The organism is Flaviaestuariibacter flavus (assembly GCF_004337505.1).
GTDB lineage: Bacteria > Bacteroidota > Bacteroidia > Chitinophagales > Chitinophagaceae > Flavisolibacter > Flavisolibacter flavus.
The window spans coordinates 189970-211818 of record NZ_SJZI01000050.1; the positions used below are offsets into that span (position 1 = coordinate 189970).

Below are 21849 nucleotides of genomic sequence, written 5' to 3' on the forward strand. Positions count from 1 at the left end.
TTCTTTCGTCTTCACGACTTCACCTTAATGTAAAAGTTCTTATCCACCGTCAGCCCGTCGAACTTGCCGCCATCGATCTTTACCTTGGTCTCACCCGTTGTGGGGTTGATCCACTGGCCGTTGGAAAGACGCACCGGCATGTTGAAGCCGTCGATACAGTCGGTCCAGCGGAACACCAGCTTGTCATCCTCCGCCTTGAACTCGAGGGTCGGGACCTGCGTGGTGCGGAGATACTGGTCAAAGATCTTCGAGAGATCCTTGCCGCTTTTCTTCGATATATATTGCTCCACCTGTTGCGTGGTAACGGTCTGGTGGCGGAAGTCTCTGTTGAGACCCCGCAGGATGTCGCGGAACAACTTGTCGTCGTTGATCACCTGGCGGATCGTGTGAATGAGGTTGGCGCCTTTATAATACATATCGCCCGAGCCTTCCTGGTTTACACCGTAGGGGCCGATGATGGGCTTGTCGTTTGCAATGTTTTTGCGCAGACCCTGCAGGTAGACGTTTGCCGAATCCTTGCCTTTGTAGTATTCGATGAACAGGGTTTCCGAATAATCGGTAAAGCCTTCGTGCACCCACATGTCGGCGATGTCTTTGGTGGTGATGTTGTTGGCAAACCATTCGTGTCCGCTTTCGTGCACGATAATATAGTCCCACCATTTGCCCTGGCCCGTGCCCGAAAGGTCGGAGCCGAGGTAGCCGTTGCGGTACTGGTTGCCATAGGCCACGGCGCTCTGGTGTTCCATGCCGAGGTGCGGTGCGTCCACCAGCTTATACGAGTCGTTGTAGAAAGGGTAGGGGCCAAACCAGTATTCAAAGGCGCGGAGCATGGGCTTTACCTGCTGGAATTGCTTCTGCGCTTTTTCAAGGTTGTAGTCGAGCACCCAGTAGGAGAGATCCAGCTTTCCGCCTTCGCCCATCAGCGTGTCGGTGAAGTTGACGTACTTGCCGATATAGGGAATGATCGTGTAGTTGTTGATGGGAGATGTGACGGACCAGTCGTAGTAGCGTTTGCCCGGCACGTTGGCGGCGGCCGTTCGTTTCACCATCATCTGGCGACCATTGCCGACGGCTACCAGCGTATCGGGCACGATCATCGTGAGGTGCGCGCCGAGGTCGGGTTCGTCGCTCTGGTGATCTTTACAGGGATACCACACGGAGGCGCCAAGACCCTGGCAGGCAACGGTCATCCAGGGACGGCCCTGCTTGTCTTTGCGCCAGATCCAGCCGCCATCCCAGGGCGGACGGATCGCGGGGCGCGGTACGCCATGGTAGGTGATCGTCAGCTGTGCGTCTTCGGGGGCAAATTGTTTTGAATCGAGAAGCCACGCATTTCCGTCACGCCGCACCGGGATGTTGTGCCGCTTGGTGCCGTTGCTGAAGGATGCGGTGACCCGGTCGATCGTCATCGGCTCCTGCAGATCGATCTGCAGGAGCCCGGGGTTGGGCGCTACCCGCTTAAAGTCGATCACGACGGAGCCCTTTATACTGCGCTTATCGAAATCGGGTTCCACCTCTATTGAATAACGCTGTACATCCCACCAGGTTCTGTTCGGGTTGAGCGATCCCCTCAGCGAGTCCTGACGGGTAAACTCCTGCTTCTGGTGCAGGGGCTGCGCGCCGGCAACGGAGGCGGCAAGCAGGGCAGAGGCGAAGAGAAGACGGTGTGCTTGTATCATCAGTAAGGCCTTTTGGCTTTAAGGGCCTAATTTAGACTGCTTTTGGATACCGCATGAACCGCCCGTCGAAATATTGGCTTTTTGTATTAGTACTGCTCGCCGGATGCTACGGCGGCGAAAAGGAGGCCGGCAATGTATTCCGGTACAACGAGTCTTCCGGCGTCGCTTCGCTCGACCCGGCCTTTGCCAAGAACCAGAGCGTGATGTGGCCGATCCACCAGTTGTTCAATACGCTGGTGGAGACCGATTCGGCACTCAACCTCGTTCCTTCGCTTGCGCGTGCCTGGGAGCTTTCGCCCGACCGCCGTACCTATACCTTTCACCTGCGCACGGACGTTTTTTTTCACGACGATGCCTGCTTTCCGAACGGTACGGGTCGGCGCATGAAGGCAAGCGACGTAGCCTACAGCCTGGGCCGCATCATCGATCAAAAGACCGCATCGCCCGGCGCCTGGATTTTCCAGGACAAGATCGACAGCGCACGCAGCTTCGTAGCGGTCAACGACTCCACGTTCGAGCTGCGCCTGCTGCGGCCCTACGGACCCATCCTCGGTATTCTTTCCATGCAATACTGCTCCGTGCTGCCCCGCGAGGCCGTGGCGCGCTACGGCAACGACCTGCGCAAGCATCCTGTCGGTACCGGCCCTTTCCGCTACGTGGCCTGGGAAGAAGGGCAGGCCCTCATCCTGAAGCGGCATCCGCACTACTTCGAACGCGATGCACAGGGGCGGCAGCTGCCTTACCTCGACGGGGTGCGGATTTCTTTTTATGACAATAAAGCCACGGAGTTCCTGCTCTTCCGGCAGGGCAAGCTCGATTTTATCAATGATATCGAGGCTTCCTTTAAAGACGAAGTGCTTTCGCGCCGCGGTGAGCTGCGGTCCGAATGGCGCGGCCGTGTGCGGCTCGACAAGCATGCTTACCTGAACACCGAATACCTGGGATTGCTGGTGGACAGCACCAACCCGCTGCTACGGGCGGCGCCCACGCGGCAGCGACTCGTGCGGCAGGCCATCAACTATGCTATCGACCGGAGGGCGCTGGTACGGTACCTGCGCAACTCCATCGGCACACCCGCGGAAAGTGGCTTTGTGCCGGCAGGGCTGCCCTCTTTTAGTGCGGAAGCGGTGAAAGGATACGTGTACAACCCGGCGGAGGCGCGGCGACTGCTGGCTGAAGCGGGTTACGGATCGAGGCCGGTGCCGGCGCTTAAGCTGCAAACAATCCCGGTGTATGCCGAGATCGGCAACTTCATTGCGCGCCAGCTGGGGGAGGTGGGCATCCCGGTGCAGGTGGAGGTAGTGCAGAAGTCGCTGCTGCTGGACATGACCAGCAACGGCAAGGCGCTTTTTTTCCGTGGCTCCTGGATCGCTGATTATCCCGACGCGGAGAATTACCTCAGCGTGTTCTATTCGAAAAACCCGGCGCCGCCGAATTATACGCGCTATCACAACCCGGCCTTTGACGCGCTGTTTGAAGCCGCCATTGCCGAGCCGGATGAGGCAAAGCGCGATGCGCTCTACCGCCAGGCCGATGCGCTCATCGTACGCGACGCGCCCGTGGTGCCGCTTTGGTACGATATGGTGATCCACCTGGTGCAGCCCGGCGTGGAAGGCTTTCCGGCCAATGCGTTGAATCTACTGGAATTGAGAAAGGTCAGAAAGACGAGATGAATATCGAACACCGATCAAGAAATTTCGAATAACGAAATAGGCCTGAGTATCCGGCTCATTTCAACCTTACTTCGAAATTCGGTATTCCTTGATCGATATTCAATATTTTCTACTCTTCATCCTCGTGGTACGAGTCCTGCTCTTGTGTAGACGTGTCATTGTACTGCTTCTCCCACTCCGAAACATGCTCGTCGGTGAGGCACTCAATGATGTCATGAATAGAGTCGCCCTTGCGGCGCCAGCCGGTAGCCAGCTGGTCGTCGTAGTAGAAGACATAAAGGCAATGGTCCGTTTCGCTCGCAACGCGGATGAGGCGAACGGAGTCATCCTTTTTTTCCTGAATCAGATAATAGCAGCCGGGTTCCAGCAATCCATACGAATACATACGTTCTCCTCTTTTTAAAAATCAACACGGGTATGGGTCAGTAAGTGTACTTCCGAATTTAATGGGGGTGGGTACGGGAGCCCGGGTTAAAGGCGCGTTCCGGGGTCAAAATTAGGGGCTTTCGGGTGGAAATAATTTTTAGAATATCAAAAATTTGTGTTATCAAAAGAATCTTTATAATTGATTGATTGTCAATAGTTTAAAATACCTGAGCCGTGCCCGTTAGTGAAAATAAAAACTAAATAATTTAGTACATATGCCGGAAATTCGCCGTATATTTGAGGGCTGAGTTTACGGACCGTTTTAGCCCCTGGAAGCCACCCTTTCCCCGTTTTTTCGATGCGCCTCGCACCCCGTTCGCCCAAAGGCGGCGGTCACTGGCTGGCGGTCGGCTTCCGGGCACCGCGGCAGGGCTACTTGCCCGCGGCGACGGCCAATCCTGTCCGTAACCATTATTTTTACCAAAAAAGTGAATGGACGAACTGATGGCAGATCCTAAGAAAACCGGCGCCGAATACACCGAAGACAGTATCCGGAGCCTCGACTGGAAAGAACACATCCGCCTACGGCCCGGCATGTATATCGGCAAGCTGGGCGACGGCTCGAGCCCCGACGACGGCATTTACGTGCTGGTAAAGGAGGTGATCGACAACTGTATCGACGAATACACGATGGGCTACGGCAAATCCGTGGAAGTGACCATCTCCGAAAAGGCGGTGACCGTGCGCGACTACGGGCGCGGCATTCCCCTCGGCAAGGTGGTGGATGTAGTGAGCAAGATCAATACCGGCGCCAAGTACGACTCCAAGGCCTTCCAGAAATCGGTGGGACTCAACGGGGTGGGTACCAAGGCCGTGAACGCCCTTTCGAACTACTTTAAAGTGACCGCCTTCCGCGAAGGCCGCCAGAAGACCGCCGAATTTGAGCGGGGCAACCTCGTAAAGGAGCATAAAGAGGCCGCTACTTCCGAAGCCAACGGCACCTTTGTGACCTTTACGCCCGACGAAACGATCTTTAAGAACTATCATTTCATCCCCGAATACCTCGAGAAGCAGATCTGGAATTATTGCTTCCTCAATGCGGGCATGAAGATCAACTTCAACGGCAAGAACTACGTTTCCAAAAACGGTCTCCTCGACCTGCTGGAACGGAATACGAATGCCGACGAACTCCGCTACCCGATCATCCACCTCAAGGGTGAGGACATCGAGGTGGCTATCACCCACAACAACGACTACGGCGAAGACTATTACAGCTTCGTCAACGGCCAGCATACCACGCAGGGCGGCACGCACCAGGCGGCCTTCCGCGAGGCTTTCGTGAAGGCGATCCGTGAGTTCTTCAAGAAGGATTACGATGCGTCCGATATCCGCCAGTCGATCGTCGCCGCCGTGTCGGTGCGCGTGGTGGAGCCGGTATTCGAATCGCAGACGAAGACCAAGCTCGGCTCGCTCAACGTAGACGAGGGCGGTCCGTCGATGCGCCAGTTTATCAACGATTTCCTGGGCCGCGAACTCGACAACTTCCTCCACAAGAATCCATCCGTGGCCGAGGCCATGAAAAAGCGGATCGAGCAGAGCGAGCGCGAGCGCAAGGACCTGGCCGGCATTAAGAAGCTCGCCAACGAGCGCGCGAAAAAGGCCAACCTGCACAACAAGAAGCTGCGCGACTGCAAGGTGCACCTCAACGAGGAAACACCTCCGAAGGCCAAGCCGGAATACTTTACCACCAAGCAGAATACGACCATCTTTATTACGGAAGGCGACTCGGCTTCGGGTTCGATCACGAAGGCCCGCAACGTGGATACACAGGCCGTGTTCTCGCTCCGCGGCAAGCCGCTCAACTGCTTCGGCATGAGCAAAAAGATCGTGTACGAAAACGAGGAGCTCAACCTGCTCCAGCATGCCCTCAACATCGAGGAAGGCATGGACGGGCTGCGTTACAACCGCATCGTGATCGCCACCGACGCCGACGTGGACGGTATGCACATCCGCCTGCTCATCATGACCTTCTTCCTGCAGTTCTTCCCCGACCTTGTGAAGAACAACCACGTATATATCCTGCAAACGCCGCTCTTCCGGGTGCGCAACAAGCAGGAAACGATTTATTGTTACTCGGAGCAGGAAAAGCAGAAGGCCGTGAAAAAGCTGGGCAACAAGCCGGAGATCACCCGCTTCAAGGGCCTCGGTGAGATCTCGCCCGACGAGTTCGGCCGCTTTATCGGCGACGAAATGCGGCTTGACCCGGTCATCCTCGAGCATGGCGACCACATCACGCACCTGCTGGAATATTACATGGGTAAGAACACACAGGAACGCCAGGAATTCATCATCAACAACCTGCGCGTGGAGCTCGACGCCGTAGAAGAAGGCGCCGTAGTAGCCGAAGGATGAAAAGACGCACCTTTGCGCGCAAACCGATAAAGACCAGAACCGATGATTCATTTAGTGTTCCAGCCGGCCGATGCGGACACCCTCCGCAAGGCGATGGAGGTTGATGAAACCCTTCAGGGCGACATCGTAGAAATAAAAGACGACTATGCCGTAGGTCCGCTTTACCTGGCGGATGACGCCGAACCCTGGCAGCAGCGCCGCGACTGGTGGAAGGGCCTGTGGGAACAGTCGCCCTACGTGGCGGGCGAGAGCCTGCCGATGGTAGACGACAAGATGACCCTGCACAGCCTGATGCGCACCCTCGACGAGAACCCGAAAGAGGAACTCTGGATCTGGATGGGACAGAACGCCCACGACGTGTGCGGCTACTACTGGCTTATTGCGCAGATCCAGAAATACCAGGGCCGCGTGTTTGTGCTGTATATGAACAACCTGCCTTTCATCAACGAAAAAGGCGGCATCTTTTACCCCGTATACCTTTTCGAGATACCGCCCGCCGAGTACCGCAAGGCCAAGAAGCTTTGCCGCAAGGTGACGCTTTCGGAAATGGAGGTGGACCCTGACGAGTGGAAGCGCCTCTGCCAGGAAAATACGCGGGTGCGCCACCTCGAGGGCGGCAAGAAGATCGTTTCCAAGGGCGACGACTTCTTTGATGCCGACATCCTGAAGGCGCTGACCAAAGAGCCGCAGAAAGGGGCCAAGGCGATGCACAACATCCTGTCGAAGATGAAAGTGAAGACCGGCGACATCTTCCTGCTGTGGCGCATGCGGGTGCTGCATGAGCGCGGCGAGCTGGTAATTACCGGCGACCCGGCAAAAGGCTGGAAAGAATTTGATGTGCGCCTGCCGGGCGGAGCTTCCATCGCTCCTGAGAGCGATGGAATATCGAATATCGAGCAAGGAATAACGAATAACGAAGGGTAGGCTTCGGCTGCGCTCGGCCTGACAAAAAGCAATTGTCGTCCTGAGCTTGCCGAAGGACCAATTAACCAATAGACTAATTAACCGAGTACTACGAACATCCATGAAGAACAAGAACTACGAACACGTACAAACCGACCATGGCATCAATGGCCAGTATAAGAGCTGGTTTCTCGACTACGCCTCCTACGTGATCCTGGAGCGCGCGGTGCCCGCCGTGGAAGACGGACTGAAGCCCGTACAGCGCCGCATCCTGCACGCGATGAAGGAGATGGACGACGGGCGCTTCAACAAAGTAGCCAACATCATCGGACAGTCGATGCAGTACCACCCGCACGGCGATGCCTCCATCGGCGACGCGCTGGTGAATATGGGCCAGAAAGGCCTGCTCATCGACACCCAGGGCAACTGGGGCGATGTGCGCACCGGCGACGATGCCGCCGCCTCCCGCTATATCGAGGCACGCCTGTCGAAGCTCGCCCACGAGATCGTCTTCAACCCGAAGACGACCAATTGGCAGCTTTCCTACGACGGCCGCAAGAACGAGCCGGTGACGCTCCCGGTGAAGTTCCCGCTGCTGCTGGCGCATGGCGCCGAAGGCATCGCCGTGGGCCTGGCCACCAAGATCCTGCCGCACAACTTCTGCGAGCTCTGCGATGCCGCCATCAAATACCTGAAGGGCCGCAAGTTTGACCTGTATCCCGACTTCCTCACCGGCGCTATGGCCGATGTGACCGATTACAACCAGGGCATGCGCGGCGGCCGCGTGAAAGTGCGCGCCCACATCGAGGAGATCGATAAGAAAACGCTCGCGGTACGCAGCGTACCCTTTGGTGTTACGACGTCCTCGCTGATGGATTCCATCGTGAAGGCCAACGACGCCGGCAAGATCAAGATCAAAAAGGTAACCGACAATACGGCCGCCGAAGTGGAGATCCAGATCGACCTGGCGCCCGGCATATCGCCGGATATCACCATCGATGCACTGTATAAGTTTACCGACTGCGAAGTATCGGTAGCCACTAACGCCTGCGTTATCGTTGACCAGAAGCCGGTTTTCATCGGCGTGCACGAACTGCTGCGTCTTTCGGTTGACCGCACGAAGGACCTGCTGCAGAAAGAGCTGGAGATTCGCCTCGGTGAACTGCAGGAAAAATGGCACTACACCTCGCTCGAAAAGATCTTCTTCGAAGAAAAGATCTACAAGGAGCTCGAGAAGAAGCATGATACCTGGGAGCTGGTGATCAAAGCCATCGACAAGGCCTTCCAGCCTTTTGCGAAGCACCTGCGCCGCCCCATCACCCGCGAGGATATCCTCAAGCTGACCGAGAAGCCGGTGCGCCGCATCTACAAGCTCGATATCGACGAACTGAACGAACAGATCCGCGGCCTCGAGGCAGAGATCAAGCAGGTGAACCACGACCTGGCGCACCTCAATGAATACGCGATCTCCTATTATGAAAACCTGCTGAAGAAGTTCGGCAAGGGTCGTGACCGGAAGACCGAGCTGAAGGTGTTTGAAGTGATCGAAGCCAAGCACGTAGCCATCGCCAACACCCGCATCTTTATCAACCGCGCCGATGGCTTTATCGGCACCTCGCTCAAGAAGGACGAATTCCTGGTGGAATGCTCCGACCTCGATGATATCATCGCGTTTACCAAGCGCGGTATCATGAAAATCGTGAAGGTGCAGGATAAGGTGTTTATCGGCAAGGACATCATACATGCGGCGGTGTTCCGCAAGGGCGACGACCGGATGACCTACAACATGATGTATACCGATGGCGAAACGGGCACCACTTATGCCAAGCGTTTCAATGTTACCGGTATCACCCGCGACAAGGAATACGACCTCACAAAAGGACATGATAAGAGCAAGGTGCACTACTTCACTGCCAACCCCAACGGGGAAGCGGAGGTGGTGCGCATCATCCTGAGCCCCAACTGCTCGGCCAAGAAAAAGGAGCTGGACTTCTTCTTCGAGGAGATCGAGATCAAAGCCCGTGGCTCCATGGGTAACCAGGTAACCAAGTACCCGGTGCGCCAGGTACGCTTCAAGGAAGCCGGCGTGGCTACCCTGGGCGCCATCAAGCTGTGGTATGACGATAAGTTCGGTCGCCTCAACCACGACGGCAAGGGCATTGAGCTTGGCGACTTCGACGCCGAAGACCGCCTGCTGGTCATCTACTCCGACGGCTCTTACGAGATCACCGACCAGGAGCTGACGCAGCGCTTCAATCCGGAGGAAGTATGGCTGGTGGAGAAATTCGAGCCCCAGCGCATCATTACGGCCGTTTACCTCGATGCCGACAAGCTGCAATTCAACGTCAAACGCTTCCGCATCGAAACGCAAACCCTCAAGACCAAGTTCACCTTCATTAAAGAAGGAAAGAACAACAAGCTGGAAGCGGTTTCAACCGAAGCCGACCCGGTGCTGCTGGTGAACAGCGGCAAGGGCGCCCAGGCACGTGCCAGCAAGTTCAAGGTGGCCAACTTGGTGGAAGTGATGGGTTGGAAAGCCGTTGGCGCCAAGCTGATCGACTTCAGCAAGAGCACCGAGCTGAGCTGGGAAGTGAAGGAAGAAGCGAAACAGGTAGGACTGTTCTGATGTCAGATCTCAGATGTAAGATGTAAAGATTTAAAGGCCGTCGCTAGCGACGGCCTTTTTCGTTTGCGTAAGCGACGGGCGCAGCCCGTCATTGCGAGCGGAGCGAAGCAAACTCCCCGACCTGAAGACTGGTCATAGCAGGTATGAGCTCTAGCACGCCAGCTCTTGCGCTATCAAACAACGTGCGTAAAGCAGGAGTTAGCTTCGCTCCGCTCGCAATGACGCCGAAGGCGTCGCTTGCGCGATGTCTTCGGCGAACAACCAGTGCTACTTCCAGTAATCCTGCAGCAGTTCATCCACCCACGCCGGCTGCCGTACCTCGCCCTGTGTGCCGAACTGGCGGAACACCGGTTTGATGTCGAGCACCGGGGTGCCGTCGATGGCATCGAGGCGGCGGACAAGCAGGGAGCGCTCCCCGCGCTCCAGTAGTTCTACGGTGACGAGGCCGATCCGGTTGGGGCGGTCTTTGTTGCGCTGCGCGAAGATGCCCACCCGCGGCCAGGCGGTGTTGCCCCGCGGGTGGCGCGCGAAGGGGAAATCCTGCTCCGCCACCTGGTTGAAGCAGTAGATGATCTCGAGGTGTGAAAAAGCCTCGATCCCGTCGAGCGCCTCGGCGGGGACGTTGTCTGCCAAAATGATCTCCGAACGAACGGTACCCCAGTAATCATCCGTGGGGGTGCTGCGCACGTTGTGAACAAAGGCCACCGGTGCTAGTGAAAAGGTCATCTGAATTACTGGCGGTTATTTTCTCCTAAATATTATTTCCCTGTTCTCCAAGTCTTCCGCATGCTACAATTTCCCGTCCCTGATCTCCTCCACCACGCCCGGGTCGAGCAGGGTAGTGGTGTCGCCGAGGTTCGCGGTTTCTCCCTCCGCGATCTTGCGCAGGATGCGGCGCATGATCTTGCCGGAGCGCGTCTTCGGAAGGCCGCTCACAAACTGAATCTTGTCGGGTTTGGCAATGGGCCCGATAATGCGCGATACGGTCTGGATGATGTTCCTCCGGGTCTCGTCTTCACTTCCGCGATGATTCGTGCAAATCACGTACGCATAGATGCCCTGCCCCTTGATGTCGTGCGGGTAACCCACAACGGCGCTCTCCACCACATCGGAATACATGTTGATGGCGTTTTCCACTTCTGCGGTCCCGATGCGGTGGCCGCTTACGTTGAGCACATCATCCACGCGTCCGGTGATGCGGTAGTTGCCGGCTTCATCGCGCAGGGCACCGTCGCCGGTGAAATAGAGTTCCGGGTAGCTCGAAAAGTAGGTTTGCCGGCAGCGCTCATGGTCGCCCCAGGTGGTGCGCAGGATGCCGGGCCAGGGAGCACGTATGCAGAGGTTGCCGGCGGCGGGGTTGCCGGTGAGCTCTTGCCCGGACTCATCTACCAGGAGCGGCTGAACACCAGGCATTGGCAGGGTTGCGAAGGTGGCCTTGTCGGGCGTTACACCGGCGAGGCTCGTCATTAGAATACCACCGGTCTCGGTCTGCCACCACGTATCCACAATGGGGCAGCGCCTGCCCCCGATTTGTTCGTCGTACCAATGCCAGGCTTCTTCGTTGATGGGCTCGCCTACAGTTCCGAGCACTTTAAGCGTCGATAAGTTCTTGCCCTGCAGGGGAGCGAGTCCGAAGCCCATCAGCGAGCGCAATGCGGTAGGGGCCGTATACAGGATATTCACCTTATGCTTTTCCACGATATCCCAGAAGCGGCCAGCATCCGGCCAGGTGGGAATGCCTTCGAAGATCAGCGAGGTGCCACCGGCGCTCAACGGGCCGTATACGATATAGCTGTGGCCGGTGATCCAGCCGATATCGGCACTGCAGAAGTGCACCTGCCCCGGTTTGTATTGAAAGGTGTTGACGAAGGTGTAATTGGTCCAGATCATATAGCCGGCCGTAGTATGCACCACGCCTTTGGGCTTGCCCGTGGAGCCGGACGTATAAAGAATGAAAAGCGGGTCTTCCGCGTCCATCGTGGCGGCGGGGAACGAAACGACGCCTTCTTTTTCCACCTGCGATTCGGCGTATTCCATTTCGTCTTCCCACCAGAGGTCACGGCCTTTGAGCATCGACACCGGCGTTCGGGTACGGGTATACACGATCACTTTCTTAACCGTATTGTTGCCGACCAGTGCGTCGTCGATCACATTTTTTAATGGAATCACTTTGTCGCCGCGGTAGGCGCCGTCGCAGGTGACGATGTATTCCGCCTGCGCGTCTTCAAGGCGGTCGGCAATGCTTTGTGCCGAGAAGCCGCCGAAAATGACCGAGTGGATGGCGCCGATGCGCGCGCAGCCCAGCACCGCGTAGGCGAGCTCGGGGATCATCCCCATATAAATGCACACCCGGTCGCCCTTTTTTACACCGAGGTTGGTAAGCACCTGTGCAACCTGGCAGACCCGCTTGTGGAGGCGGTTGTAGGTGACCACGCGCACGCGTTCATCGGGGTTGTTGGGCTCCCAGATGAATGCGGGCTGCTCGCCCTTGTCGGTAAGATGCCGGTCGATGCAGTTCTCCGTGATATTAAGCTGGCCGCCGCCGAACCATTCAATGCGTGGTTCGGTGAAATTCCACCGGAGCACGCGGTCCCATTTGCGGCGCCACTGGAAGTGCTCCGCGATGGAACCCCAGAAGCCTTCAGGGTCGTCTATGCTGCGCCGGTAGTCTTCATGGTACTGCTCCAGGGTCTTGATCTGGTACGGGTAGGTCATAGCAATCAGGCTTTGCGCACAAGTTAACGAAAACGCGAGCCCGCTTTTATTTCCTAATTTCCACATATGACCAGGACAACCGTTTCGGGCCGCACCCTTGCCAAAGTGATCAGCGCCTCTTCTGTAGGAACCATGATCGAATGGTACGACTTCTACATCTTCGGTATGCTCGCCAAAACAATATCGGTGCAGTTCTTCCCGGAGGGAAACGAGACTGCTGCATTGCTGAGCACACTCGCCATTTTTGCCGCCGGCTTCATCGTGCGGCCTTTCGGCGCGCTTGTGTTTGGCCGCCTTGGCGACAAGGTGGGGCGCAAGCACACCTTCCTGCTGACGCTTGTGCTCATGGGCGCTGCCACGTTCCTCATCGGCGTGGTGCCGGGCTATAAGCAGATCGGCATTGCGGCACCGGTGCTGGTTTTGCTGTTGCGTCTTTTGCAGGGACTGGCCCTTGGCGGCGAGTACGGCGGCGCGGCTACCTACGTAGCTGAATATGCACCGGAGGGGCGCCGCGGCTTTTTTACCAGCTGGATCCAGACCACGGCAACGCTTGGCTTGTTCCTGGCGCTTGGCGTTATCATGGCCGTTAAAATGAATATGAGCGACGCGGCTTTCAACGCCGACTGGGGCGGCTGGCGTTACCCGTTCTGGGCATCGGCCCTGCTGGTGGGCGTGAGTATCTTCATCCGGCTGCGGATGGCCGAGTCGCCCTTGTTCTCGATGCTGAAATCGGAAGGCAAGACTTCGGTAAACCCGCTGAAGGAAAGCTTCGGCAACCGGGAGAATTTCCGGATGGTGCTGCTGGCACTCTTCGGCGCGGTGATGGGACAAGGCGTCATCTGGTATACGGGACAGTTTTATGCGCAGTCTTTTCTCGAAAACACCGTCCGTCTCGACTTCGTGGAAAGCCGGTCTATCCTGCTCTGGGCAATTGCATTTGCAACACCGTTCTTCGTTTTCTTCGGGTGGCTCAGCGACCGCATCGGCCGTAAATGGATCATGATCACGGGTATGCTGCTGGGAGTGCTCTGCTATCGCGACCTGCCCGGCATCAAGGACTGGGGCATTTACAATTCACTGCTCCGCGGGGCACAGGTGGACGAGGGCCGGATTGCCTATGATAATATCGTCTGGCAAAGTGCCGTGGCGCGGAAGGTGGAACCGCTTCGCGCGGGCAACGGCACCGTGCGCACATCCACCGACACCATTCAATTGCGCGAAGGGCTTCGTTTTGTGCGGATGCGCGCCGATACGGCCTTTGTGCCGACACCGATCGTGGCGCACTATTCAAAGCCGGTTTATAAGGACAAGGTGCTTCCGCCGGCCACACGCCGCCTCTTTATCTTTCTCGTATTTCTACAGGTGCTTTTCGTAACGATGGTATACGGCCCCATCGCCGCATTCCTGGTGGAGCTGTTCCCGACGCGGATCCGGTACACATCGATGTCACTGCCTTATCATATCGGCAACGGCATCTTCGGCGGGCTGGTGCCTTTCATCGGCGTGCTGCTTTCCGCTACCTACCCCTCCGACCCTTTGGTGGGACTGTGGTACCCCGTCGGTGTTGCGGCGCTTTGTGCATTGATCGGTATACTCTACATCGGTCACCGTAACGGCCTCCTGCAGCGGGTAGCCGGGCTGGCATGGCTGCTGCTCGGACCGCTGCTCGTATTCCTGCTATTGAAGGGCGCTGCGCAGCACATCAACTTTACGGGCTCCCGGGATATCAACAAGCCGGTACCCTGGATGATCATCATCGCGGTGTTTGTACCCATCGCCGCCGGCCTGGTGGTGTTTGGCTGGTATGCATGGAAAGGAGACTATGAAAAAGCAGCAACAACGGCTGAATAAGATTTATACGTACCACACCTGTCCCGCGTCGGCAACCACGCTTACTTCCTGGCCATGCGACCAGTTGCGGCCGTGTACCCGCGCACGCAGCGGATGCCCGGCCACGAAAACCTCCGCTTCGAAATGGCTCCCGTAATAATACAGGTGTCGTATGGTGCCGCGGGCTCCCGGCTCGGAAGGCGGTAACAGGAATAATCCTTCGGGCCGTATCCCGATGTCACGTCCTTCGGGATGAAAGGTATTTACGCCCGCGAATGCCTCAGCCTGCGCCAGGGTAAGCAGGTTGTACGGGCCAAAAAGTCCGGCCACGTATTCCGAGACCGGTTGGCGGTAAAGCTGCTGGGGCGTGCCGCGCTGTACCTGGCGGCCGTTCTCCAGAACAACGATGGTGTCGGCCCACGAGAGCGAGTCCAGCGGGTCGTGGGTGACCAGCATGCAGGTAATGCCCAGCTCGGCGCCGATGGCACTGATGACCGATTGCATGCGTGTCTTATGGTTGCGGTCGAGGTTCGAGAAGGGCTCATCGAGCAGCAGGAGCGAGGGCCGCTGCACCAGCAGGCGGGCCGTTGCCACGCGCTGGCGTTCGCCGCCGCTAAGCTCGTTTTCCTTGCGTTGCAGCAGGTGCGTGATCCGGCACAGGTCGTAGATCCACATTGCCTCCGTATACGACAGGCTGTTGACGCGGTCGAGCAGTTCCTCCACCCGGTAGTGATGGCGGAGCTCGAAGTGCTGCGACAGGTAGCCGATCTTTTCGTGACCGGGTATCAGGCGCTCTGCCGGTCCCTTGACGCGCTTGCCTTCAAAGATCACGGCGCCGCCGTCGGGCTGCTCGAGCCCGGAAATGATTTTGAGCAGGGTGCTTTTGCCGGAGCCGGTAGCACCCGCAATGGCCCACTGGCTCCCTTTTTCCAACGAAAAAGAACCACTGGTCAGTTCGAAATCAGTCCCCACCCGCTTACGGATATCCTGTACCTCCAAAAACGCCATACGGGCTGCAAGGTAATCAAGAACAATAGGTTGCGGCAAAGCCCGTTGGCGGTAACGCGGAGCTTGGGCGGCAACCATGCTTCAGTTTGGTTCAGCTTTTGTTAGTCGAGGCAATATGACACGCGAAACCTGGAATAAAATACCGGCCCTTACCCTGCTTTTCTGGGTAATGAAAATTATTGCCACGACCCTGGGCGAAACCGGCGGCGACCTGCTGGCCCAAACGATGGGTATCGGTTACGGTGTAAGCACCCTGATTTTTTTCGGCTTTTTCCTCGCTGCCCTGGGCGGGCAACTGGCCGTCAACAGGTATATACCGGCCCTGTACTGGTCGGTGATCGTGGCAACCAGCACGGCCGGCACCACCATGTCGGATTTCATGGACCGTACTCTCGGGCTCGGCTATATGCTGGGGGCGCTGATCCTGGCAACTTTACTCGGGTTAATACTCCTTTGCTGGAAGCTTGTTGAAAAAAATCTTTCCGTGCAGGATGTGCGCTCGCGGCGCGGCGAGCTGTTTTACTGGATCGCCATACTCGTTTCCAATACCCTGGGCACCGCGCTTGGTGACTTCCTTGCAGACGATTCTGGCCTTGGTTTCGGCGGAAGCGCAGCGCTCATCAGCGGGGTACTCCTGCTGGTAATTGCCGCCTATTTCCTGACGCGGGTGTCCCGCGTGCTGCTCTTCTGGATAGCCTTCGTACTCACACGTCCGTTCGGTGCCACCTTCGGTGACCTGCTTACAAAATCGACGGAAAAGGGAGGCATGGGCCTGGGCACCCGGGGCACATCGGAGATACTATTCGGATTGCTGGTGGTACTGATCATTTACGAGTCGGTAAAGCGGCAACGGGCCGGTGCGTCGCTCCAGGCTGCCGGGCAATAAGCGCCGGATTGCGCAACCTGCTGCCTTATTCCGACAATTGGCGCGGTCTATGTCGCGGTGTATCCCGGGCACAACTACTTTCGGCTGCCTGAAGCAGCTACGTGAACACACAATTTTGCATACCGGTCCATTGCACGCTGGCAGCGTACGCCACGCTGATCTGGGAGGTGAACGGCCCTGCAGTGCAGGAGACCATTTTGCCGCAGGGCGTGGTGGAGATCGTCTTTCATTTCGCCGATGCCATTCAAGGCATCCCGCCGCACCAGGAAGATCCGGTGCGGACACCACGCTGCTTTGTCCAGGGATTCAATACCCACGTGATCCGCGCTACCTATATCGGCAGGCAGCACCTGGTAGGCGTCCGCCTGCAGCCACACCGGGTGCGCGGGCTTCTGGGCGTTCCGCCGTCGGCCTTTCTCAATGCCACGGTCGACCTCTCGCTGCTGCACCCGCGTTTCGATACGCTCTGGCACCAACTTGGCGAAGCAGCTTCGTTTGAAGAGCGGGTGGGTATACTGCTCCGGGAACTGCCGGTACTCGATCCGGCCACCTGTCCCCGTTCGGACCAGCTCAGTAAACTGGTGCTGGGGCCGGGAGCCGATGCTTTTGAAAGTGTTGATGCGCTTGCCCGTGCCGTATGTTATTCCACCAAACAGCTCGGCCGGGTTTCGCGGCAGCTCTTTGGCATTTCCGCCGAAATGCTGGTCACCTACAAGAAGTTCCTCGAAGCGGTCAAGGGCGTGCACCGGCCCCACGCCAGCCTGACTTCGGTTGGGTACGATTCCGGTTTTTACGACCAGGCACATTTCTCACGCGTATTCAAGTCTTTTTCCGGAATGACGCCGAAGGAATACCGGGCAGGCAAAAGCGCCGTGCCTTTTCACTTGTTTCCCGGTCCCGGCGCAACATGTCCGATTGGTACAATTCGGGGCGGCCTGGCAACCGGAGCTTTACATCATGGAACGAACCATGATTTTGTAAAGCTTTAAAAAAACACCTATGCTTTTTCTTCTCATTCCCGCGGCTTACCTCGCTGTGGGCTACCTGTGCCACTACCTGCTTTTTCCTGAAAAGAAGCCCGACATCAAACACTATTTTCAACCGGGCCATGTGTTTTACAGCAAGGCCGAAGGCGTACGGCAAACGGTGCTTCGCCAGGAAGGTGGTGTCGTGTATTGCCATGCGGTGATCGAGCCCTATGCGCCGGGGCCTCCGAAGCATATCCACGCCCGCTTCGACGAGCACTTTGCGGTGGCCAACGGTGAGCTGAGCATTTGGTATGGCGGTACGGTGAAAAAGATCCGCCCCGGCGAAACGCTGCTGATCCCGAAAGGCATGCCGCACAAGCCCTTCAACGAAACCGGTGAAAGCATCGCCGTCGCGGGAGAGATTCATTTTCCGGAGCAGTTTGCCTTTTACCTGAGCCAGATCTACGGTGTATTTGATCGGAATCCCAGGCTGGCCCATCCTTTCCATGCGGTGCTGCAGATCTCGCTGTTTCAGCGCGCCGGTTTCGACTCGTATATCGTCGATGGCCCGCCGGTATGGGTGCAGCAGCTTACCGGCTTCCTGCTGACACCGCTGGCGCGCCTGATGGGTTACAAGAGCTACTATCCTGAATACCAGCCACAGGTGGAAGACATGGCGACCGGGCGCACACCGGCCCGCGAGCTGGCGGCTCCCTGAACAGCTGTTACCGTGCCGGGTAAATGCCCTGTGGCCATCAGGGCAGCACGGCATTTCCTTTGCCTGCAATGCGCACCATGGCACTGGAAAAGCGCAAAGCCCTGCTGGAAGGGCCGATACTACAATCATTGCTCCGGCTGGCGATACCGATCGTGCTGGCAAACCTGCTGCAGGCGGGCTACCAAATTGTGGATGCCTTTTGGGTGGGCCGCCTTGGCGGCGCCGCGGTAGCAGCCGTGAGCGTCAGCACCCCGGTGACCTTCCTGACACTTGGCCTGGGGACCGGTTTCGCCATTGCCGGATCCGTGCTCATCGCGCAGTATTACGGTGCCGGCGACCACCGGATGGTAGGGCATGTGGCGGCCCAAACCCTGCTGATGGTGATCGTGGTATCGTTGCTGCTCGGCACGGTGGCCTTCATCTTTGCGCCCGACTTCCTGCGCCTGCTGAAGGTGGCTCCTGAAGTTTACCAGGGAGCGCTTGGCTTTATGCGCGTATCGTTTGTCGGCCTCGTATTCAACTTCAGCTTTTTCGTATTCCAGTCCATCATGCGCGGCGTGGGCAATGCCACGGTGCCGGTCTGGATCGTTCTAGGAACTGTCATCCTCAACTTCGCGCTCGACCCGCTCTTCATTTTCGGCTGGGGGCCGGTGCCGGGTTATGGCGTGATGGGGGCGGCGCTGGCCACGCTCAGCACTCAGGTGGTTGCGGCCCTTGCCGGATTCCTCATCCTGCTGCGCGGGCGGCGCGGCGTACACCTGCGTCTGGCCGATTTTCGGCCCGACGGGAAGCATATCCGCAGGGCATTCAATATCGGCCTGCCCGCGTCGGTGGAGCAGTCCATGCGCGCGCTGGGCCTTACGGTGATGACCTTCCTGATCGCTTCCTTTGGCACCGAAACGGTCGCATCCTACGGCGCCGGCTCCAACCTGTTGCAGGTGGTCATGATCCCTGCACTGGGTCTTTCGATGGCCATTTCAACGCTTGTGGGGCAAAACATCGGTGCCGGCCAGATCGCCCGCGCGGCCCGCATCGGGAAGCTTGGCGCCATGCTCGGTTTCAGTGCCCTGACGATACTCGGCGTCATGGCCTACCTGCTGGCCCCGCAGCTCGTTGCCTTCTTCGTGCCCGAAGACCCGGCGGTGATTCGCGGCGGTTCGGAGTTTTTGCGCACGATGTGTCTTGCCTGGGGCTTCCTCGGGCTGCAGATGAGCCTTTCGGGTGTGCTCCGTGCCTCCGGCAATATGGTGCAGGTGATGATGCTCACCATCATTTCGCAGTGGGTGCTTCAGTTTCCGTTGGCCTGGATGCTGGCTGAAAAATCGGGCATGGCCGCCCGCGGCATCTGGCTGGCCTTTCCGGTCACCAATATCGTGATGTCGCTGGTGACGATGGGCATTTATGCGCGTGGCGACTGGAAGAAGGGGCGCCTCACCGATGAATCTTCAGTGCTTTCCCGGGCCGTGCGCAACGAGGCAGAAGCGAAAGAAGGCGCACTCAAGTAGGAAAACGAAAACGCCCTTCGCGGGAAGGGCGTTTTCGTTGGATTATTTCGCACTTTTTTAGAAGCGGCGTACAGGGCGGACATAGGCATCAGCGGTTTTCGCGGAGGCCTCGGCAAAGGCGTACACGCCGTTGTAGGGGCGGATGACATAGGCGCTGTTATTGTCGATCTCGGTCGACGTCCAGTAGGTACGTCCCTGCAGCACTGCATAGGGAAGCGTTTCAAACATAGCCAGCACTTCATCGCGGGAAGGAAGGAACCAGCCGGTTGCTCCGTTTACGGTGTAGTTGGCGCAGAGCCGGGCGGCGCAATTGCTGGCCGTACAGTGGCTTATGATCTGGGCCGTGTTGGCAAGACCGGTGCCGAGGTCGGGCGCCGTAGAAGTTACCGAGGTGCCGGTGCAGCCCCACTGGGAGCCCACATAGTAGGTTACGTTGAGGTTGGTGGGAGCGATCTCCAGGTAGCGCCACCCGTTGGTGGTTTCACCTTTGTCGTAATACACCGTGCCGCCGGAAGCGCTCAGGTAGTCGGCGGTGCGGAAGCTTACCTCCGGACCGTAAACGGTGATGTTGTAACTGATCGCATAGGCGCGCACGTAATACGTAGTATTACGGGTCAGGTTGATGAGGTCAGCCTGGAAGTCGCCGTTAGAAGCGCTGCCGCTAACCGTGGTTTGCGCGATCGTCGGGTTGGGCGTGGTGGCGTAAGCGAAGCCCGTGCTGCCGGTAGCGCTGGTGGGGTACGCCACGCTGCCGCGGAGCGTGGCCTTGCTCGCGTAGATCGCAACGGTAGGTTTGGTGGTGACCGTTGCCGCAGCAGTGGTGGTAAAGGTCTGGTCGGCGCCATAGGCGATCCCGGTGGCATTTACCGCGTAGGCGCGGAAATGATACGTGGTGGCCGGCGTCAGGTTGAAGGCATAGGTTCCAAAGGAGCCCACGGTGCCGTTCCCGGAGCCGAAGGTGAAGGTATTGGATTGGTTGAGCTGCGGATTGGCATTAGTGCCGACGGTAAAACCTTGCTCGGTAACATCGCTGCCGCCCTTGCTGGTGAGGTTGCCGCTGAGGTCGGCCGTGGTGGCGGTGATATTATTGACGCCTACAGTGGTTACCGTGGGCACGCTGCCGGATGATTCAGCACTTTTCTTCGAACAGCTGGAAATGAAAACGGAAGCGGCGAACAGCGCCGCTGTGAAACGGATCTTCATGCAGTTAGTGTTTTGAAATTCAGAAAGCGAATGTAATTTTTTCAACCGACCTGCGAAAGAAACAGCAAGGATAATTTAGCGGCATCCTGGTCGGTTTCGGTTGTGGTAAAATCCGATCGTAAAAATGCGATCGGAAGGGCCTGTTTCAAATGGAAGTCTTGCTGCATTCCTGCTCTGGTTTTTGGCCGCCTGCATACCCGGTTCGGCCCCTGGAATCCGTCTGTTTGTCTGATACGTATACTAATCGTTGCCGGCGCGGGTAATTTTATCATGTTCGACAGAACCGGTGTTTTCCTTTTTCACCCTTACTTCCTAGCCGAAAGACGCTCATCCAGACAACAAAACCCCGGCGTTGCAAAACGACCGGGGTTTTCTGTTCTTTATTCCTCGGAATGCTATTTATTCTTTTACGGTTTTTCGCGTGGAGCCGCGGGCCGCTTGCGGCGGATGCGCACCACCGCATTTTTTTCGAGGTTACTCGACAGGCGTACCTCGTAGCGTCGCTTGCCATCCCACACCGTCATGAGCGCCGTGTTGGGCGCAATGCGGCCCAGGTTGTTGGCGAACATGCTGATCTCGTTCACCTCTTTGGTGGTGTCGAGCCCAAGGTAGAAATGAATGGCACGGGTGCTGAGCATGCGGTTGAATGTAAGCAGTTGCCGGTTGAAGAAAACGGAGATCGAATCGCCGTCTATCTCACCGTTGTCGTAGAAGTTTACGTCCACCGAATCCGCCTCTACCTCGATCTCCTGGCTTACTTCGCTGGTCCGTTTCAGGAATTCGTTGTTCACGACATAGTTAACTACCGGGCGCTGCTGCACGTTCACGGCAACGAGCGTGTCGTAGGCGCCCGGTGTCCAGTATTGTTTTGTTTCCTTGAACTGTGCGATTGCCAGGAGGATGGAGTCGCGGTTGCCGGCGTCCTTGTTTTGCTTCAGGGTAAAGTATACCGGCGGGCAGGTGTTGCGGTACGTTCCCTTGCTCACGAACGCTCCTTTCAGTTCGGCGCCTACGCGCGATACCCGCAGCTGGCCCACGAAGTCCATCGGGCAATCCACCTCCATCGATGCCGGCGACGCGTAGTAGGTCACCGGCACGTTGAACAGGGTGAGGTTGCGGGTCATCGAGTTGAAGTTGCCGCCGAGCCTGAAGCTGCGGAAGGAATTCTTGAAATAGTAGTTCAGGATGCCCGTGGCCGAGGTGCCTTTTTGCTCCACCAGCAGCTCAAACATGTAGTTATTGCTCGAGCCGCCGTTCTCCACGTTGCCCGATCCGTACCAGTAGCCGTTCGCGTCCTGGGCGCGGGCGGCCAGGGCGGTGAAGGCGAGCAGGAAGGAGAGGAGGTGCTTCATAGCAG

16 protein-coding genes are annotated in these 21849 nt (G+C 57.6%); 9 read left to right on the forward strand and 7 right to left on the reverse strand.

Features of this window, described 5'->3' with window-relative positions:
* Nucleotides 1-11: 11 nt before the first annotated feature.
* Nucleotides 12-1679 carry a M1 family metallopeptidase gene (locus tag EPD60_RS14930; RefSeq protein WP_131450317.1) on the reverse strand — a complete coding sequence of 556 codons (1668 nt, stop codon included), beginning with the start codon at nt 1677-1679 and terminating at the stop codon, nt 12-14.
* Between the two features lie 53 nt (nt 1680-1732).
* Here EPD60_RS14930 and EPD60_RS14935 point away from each other — a divergent pair, with 53 nt between their 5' ends.
* Complete coding sequence (locus EPD60_RS14935) at nt 1733-3352, forward strand: ABC transporter substrate-binding protein (protein WP_131450318.1); 1620 nt, start codon at nt 1733-1735, stop codon at nt 3350-3352.
* 109 nt (nt 3353-3461) lie between these two features.
* On the opposite strand, the gene EPD60_RS14940 is transcribed toward EPD60_RS14935, so the two are convergent.
* A complete protein-coding gene (locus tag EPD60_RS14940; protein WP_131450319.1) occupies nt 3462-3737 on the reverse strand; it encodes a hypothetical protein in 276 nt (91 codons plus the stop codon).
* A 473-nt stretch (nt 3738-4210) separates the two neighbouring features.
* On the opposite strand from EPD60_RS14940, the gene EPD60_RS14945 reads away from it, so the two are divergent.
* From EPD60_RS14945 to EPD60_RS14955, 3 genes are all read left to right on the forward strand, one after another.
* Nucleotides 4211-6130 carry a DNA topoisomerase IV subunit B gene (locus tag EPD60_RS14945; protein ID WP_207896695.1) on the forward strand — a complete coding sequence of 640 codons (1920 nt, stop codon included), beginning with the start codon at nt 4211-4213 and terminating at the stop codon, nt 6128-6130.
* Between the two features lie 42 nt (nt 6131-6172).
* Nucleotides 6173-7054 carry a DUF1835 domain-containing protein gene (locus tag EPD60_RS14950; protein ID WP_131450320.1) on the forward strand — a complete coding sequence of 294 codons (882 nt, stop codon included), beginning with the start codon at nt 6173-6175 and terminating at the stop codon, nt 7052-7054.
* A gap of 100 nt (nt 7055-7154) precedes the next feature.
* Complete coding sequence (locus tag EPD60_RS14955; RefSeq protein WP_131450321.1) at nt 7155-9659, forward strand: DNA gyrase/topoisomerase IV subunit A; 2505 nt, start codon at nt 7155-7157, stop codon at nt 9657-9659.
* A gap of 267 nt (nt 9660-9926) precedes the next feature.
* On the opposite strand, the gene tsaA is transcribed toward EPD60_RS14955, so the two are convergent.
* Both tsaA and acs read right to left on the reverse strand, forming a co-directional pair.
* On the reverse strand, nt 9927-10385 hold the full coding sequence (tsaA, locus tag EPD60_RS14960; protein ID WP_131450322.1) for a tRNA (N6-threonylcarbamoyladenosine(37)-N6)-methyltransferase TrmO: 459 nt from the start codon (nt 10383-10385) through the stop codon (nt 9927-9929).
* A 63-nt stretch (nt 10386-10448) separates the two neighbouring features.
* Complete coding sequence (gene acs, locus EPD60_RS14965; protein WP_131450323.1) at nt 10449-12374, reverse strand: acetate--CoA ligase; 1926 nt, start codon at nt 12372-12374, stop codon at nt 10449-10451.
* A 66-nt stretch (nt 12375-12440) separates the two neighbouring features.
* Here acs and EPD60_RS14970 point away from each other — a divergent pair, with 66 nt between their 5' ends.
* Entirely contained in the window at nt 12441-14225 is a 1785-nt protein-coding gene (locus tag EPD60_RS14970) for an MFS transporter (protein ID WP_131450324.1), read from the forward strand.
* A 3-nt stretch (nt 14226-14228) separates the two neighbouring features.
* On the opposite strand, the gene EPD60_RS14975 is transcribed toward EPD60_RS14970, so the two are convergent.
* Complete coding sequence (locus tag EPD60_RS14975; protein WP_165871563.1) at nt 14229-15212, reverse strand: ABC transporter ATP-binding protein; 984 nt, start codon at nt 15210-15212, stop codon at nt 14229-14231.
* Nucleotides 15213-15327: 115 nt separating this feature from the next.
* On the opposite strand from EPD60_RS14975, the gene EPD60_RS14980 reads away from it, so the two are divergent.
* The 4 genes from EPD60_RS14980 to EPD60_RS14995 all read left to right on the forward strand — a co-directional run bounded on the left by EPD60_RS14980 (nt 15328) and on the right by EPD60_RS14995 (nt 19289).
* Nucleotides 15328-16098 carry a COG4705 family protein gene (locus tag EPD60_RS14980; RefSeq protein ID WP_131450326.1) on the forward strand — a complete coding sequence of 257 codons (771 nt, stop codon included), beginning with the start codon at nt 15328-15330 and terminating at the stop codon, nt 16096-16098.
* 101 nt (nt 16099-16199) lie between these two features.
* A complete protein-coding gene (locus EPD60_RS14985) occupies nt 16200-17087 on the forward strand; it encodes a helix-turn-helix domain-containing protein (RefSeq protein WP_131450327.1) in 888 nt (295 codons plus the stop codon).
* 10 nt (nt 17088-17097) lie between these two features.
* Nucleotides 17098-17784 carry a cupin domain-containing protein gene (locus EPD60_RS14990; protein WP_131450328.1) on the forward strand — a complete coding sequence of 229 codons (687 nt, stop codon included), beginning with the start codon at nt 17098-17100 and terminating at the stop codon, nt 17782-17784.
* Nucleotides 17785-17861: 77 nt separating this feature from the next.
* On the forward strand, nt 17862-19289 hold the full coding sequence (locus EPD60_RS14995) for an MATE family efflux transporter (RefSeq protein WP_131450329.1): 1428 nt from the start codon (nt 17862-17864) through the stop codon (nt 19287-19289).
* Nucleotides 19290-19346: 57 nt separating this feature from the next.
* Here the strand turns inward: EPD60_RS14995 and EPD60_RS15000 are convergent, their stop codons facing one another.
* Together EPD60_RS15000 and EPD60_RS15005 are read right to left on the reverse strand one after the other, a co-directional pair.
* Nucleotides 19347-20492, reverse strand: a complete 1146-nt coding sequence (locus tag EPD60_RS15000) for an Lcl C-terminal domain-containing protein (protein WP_131450330.1) — start codon at nt 20490-20492, stop codon at nt 19347-19349.
* A gap of 407 nt (nt 20493-20899) precedes the next feature.
* Complete coding sequence (locus EPD60_RS15005; RefSeq protein ID WP_131450331.1) at nt 20900-21844, reverse strand: hypothetical protein; 945 nt, start codon at nt 21842-21844, stop codon at nt 20900-20902.
* Between the last annotated feature and the right edge of the window lie 5 nt (nt 21845-21849).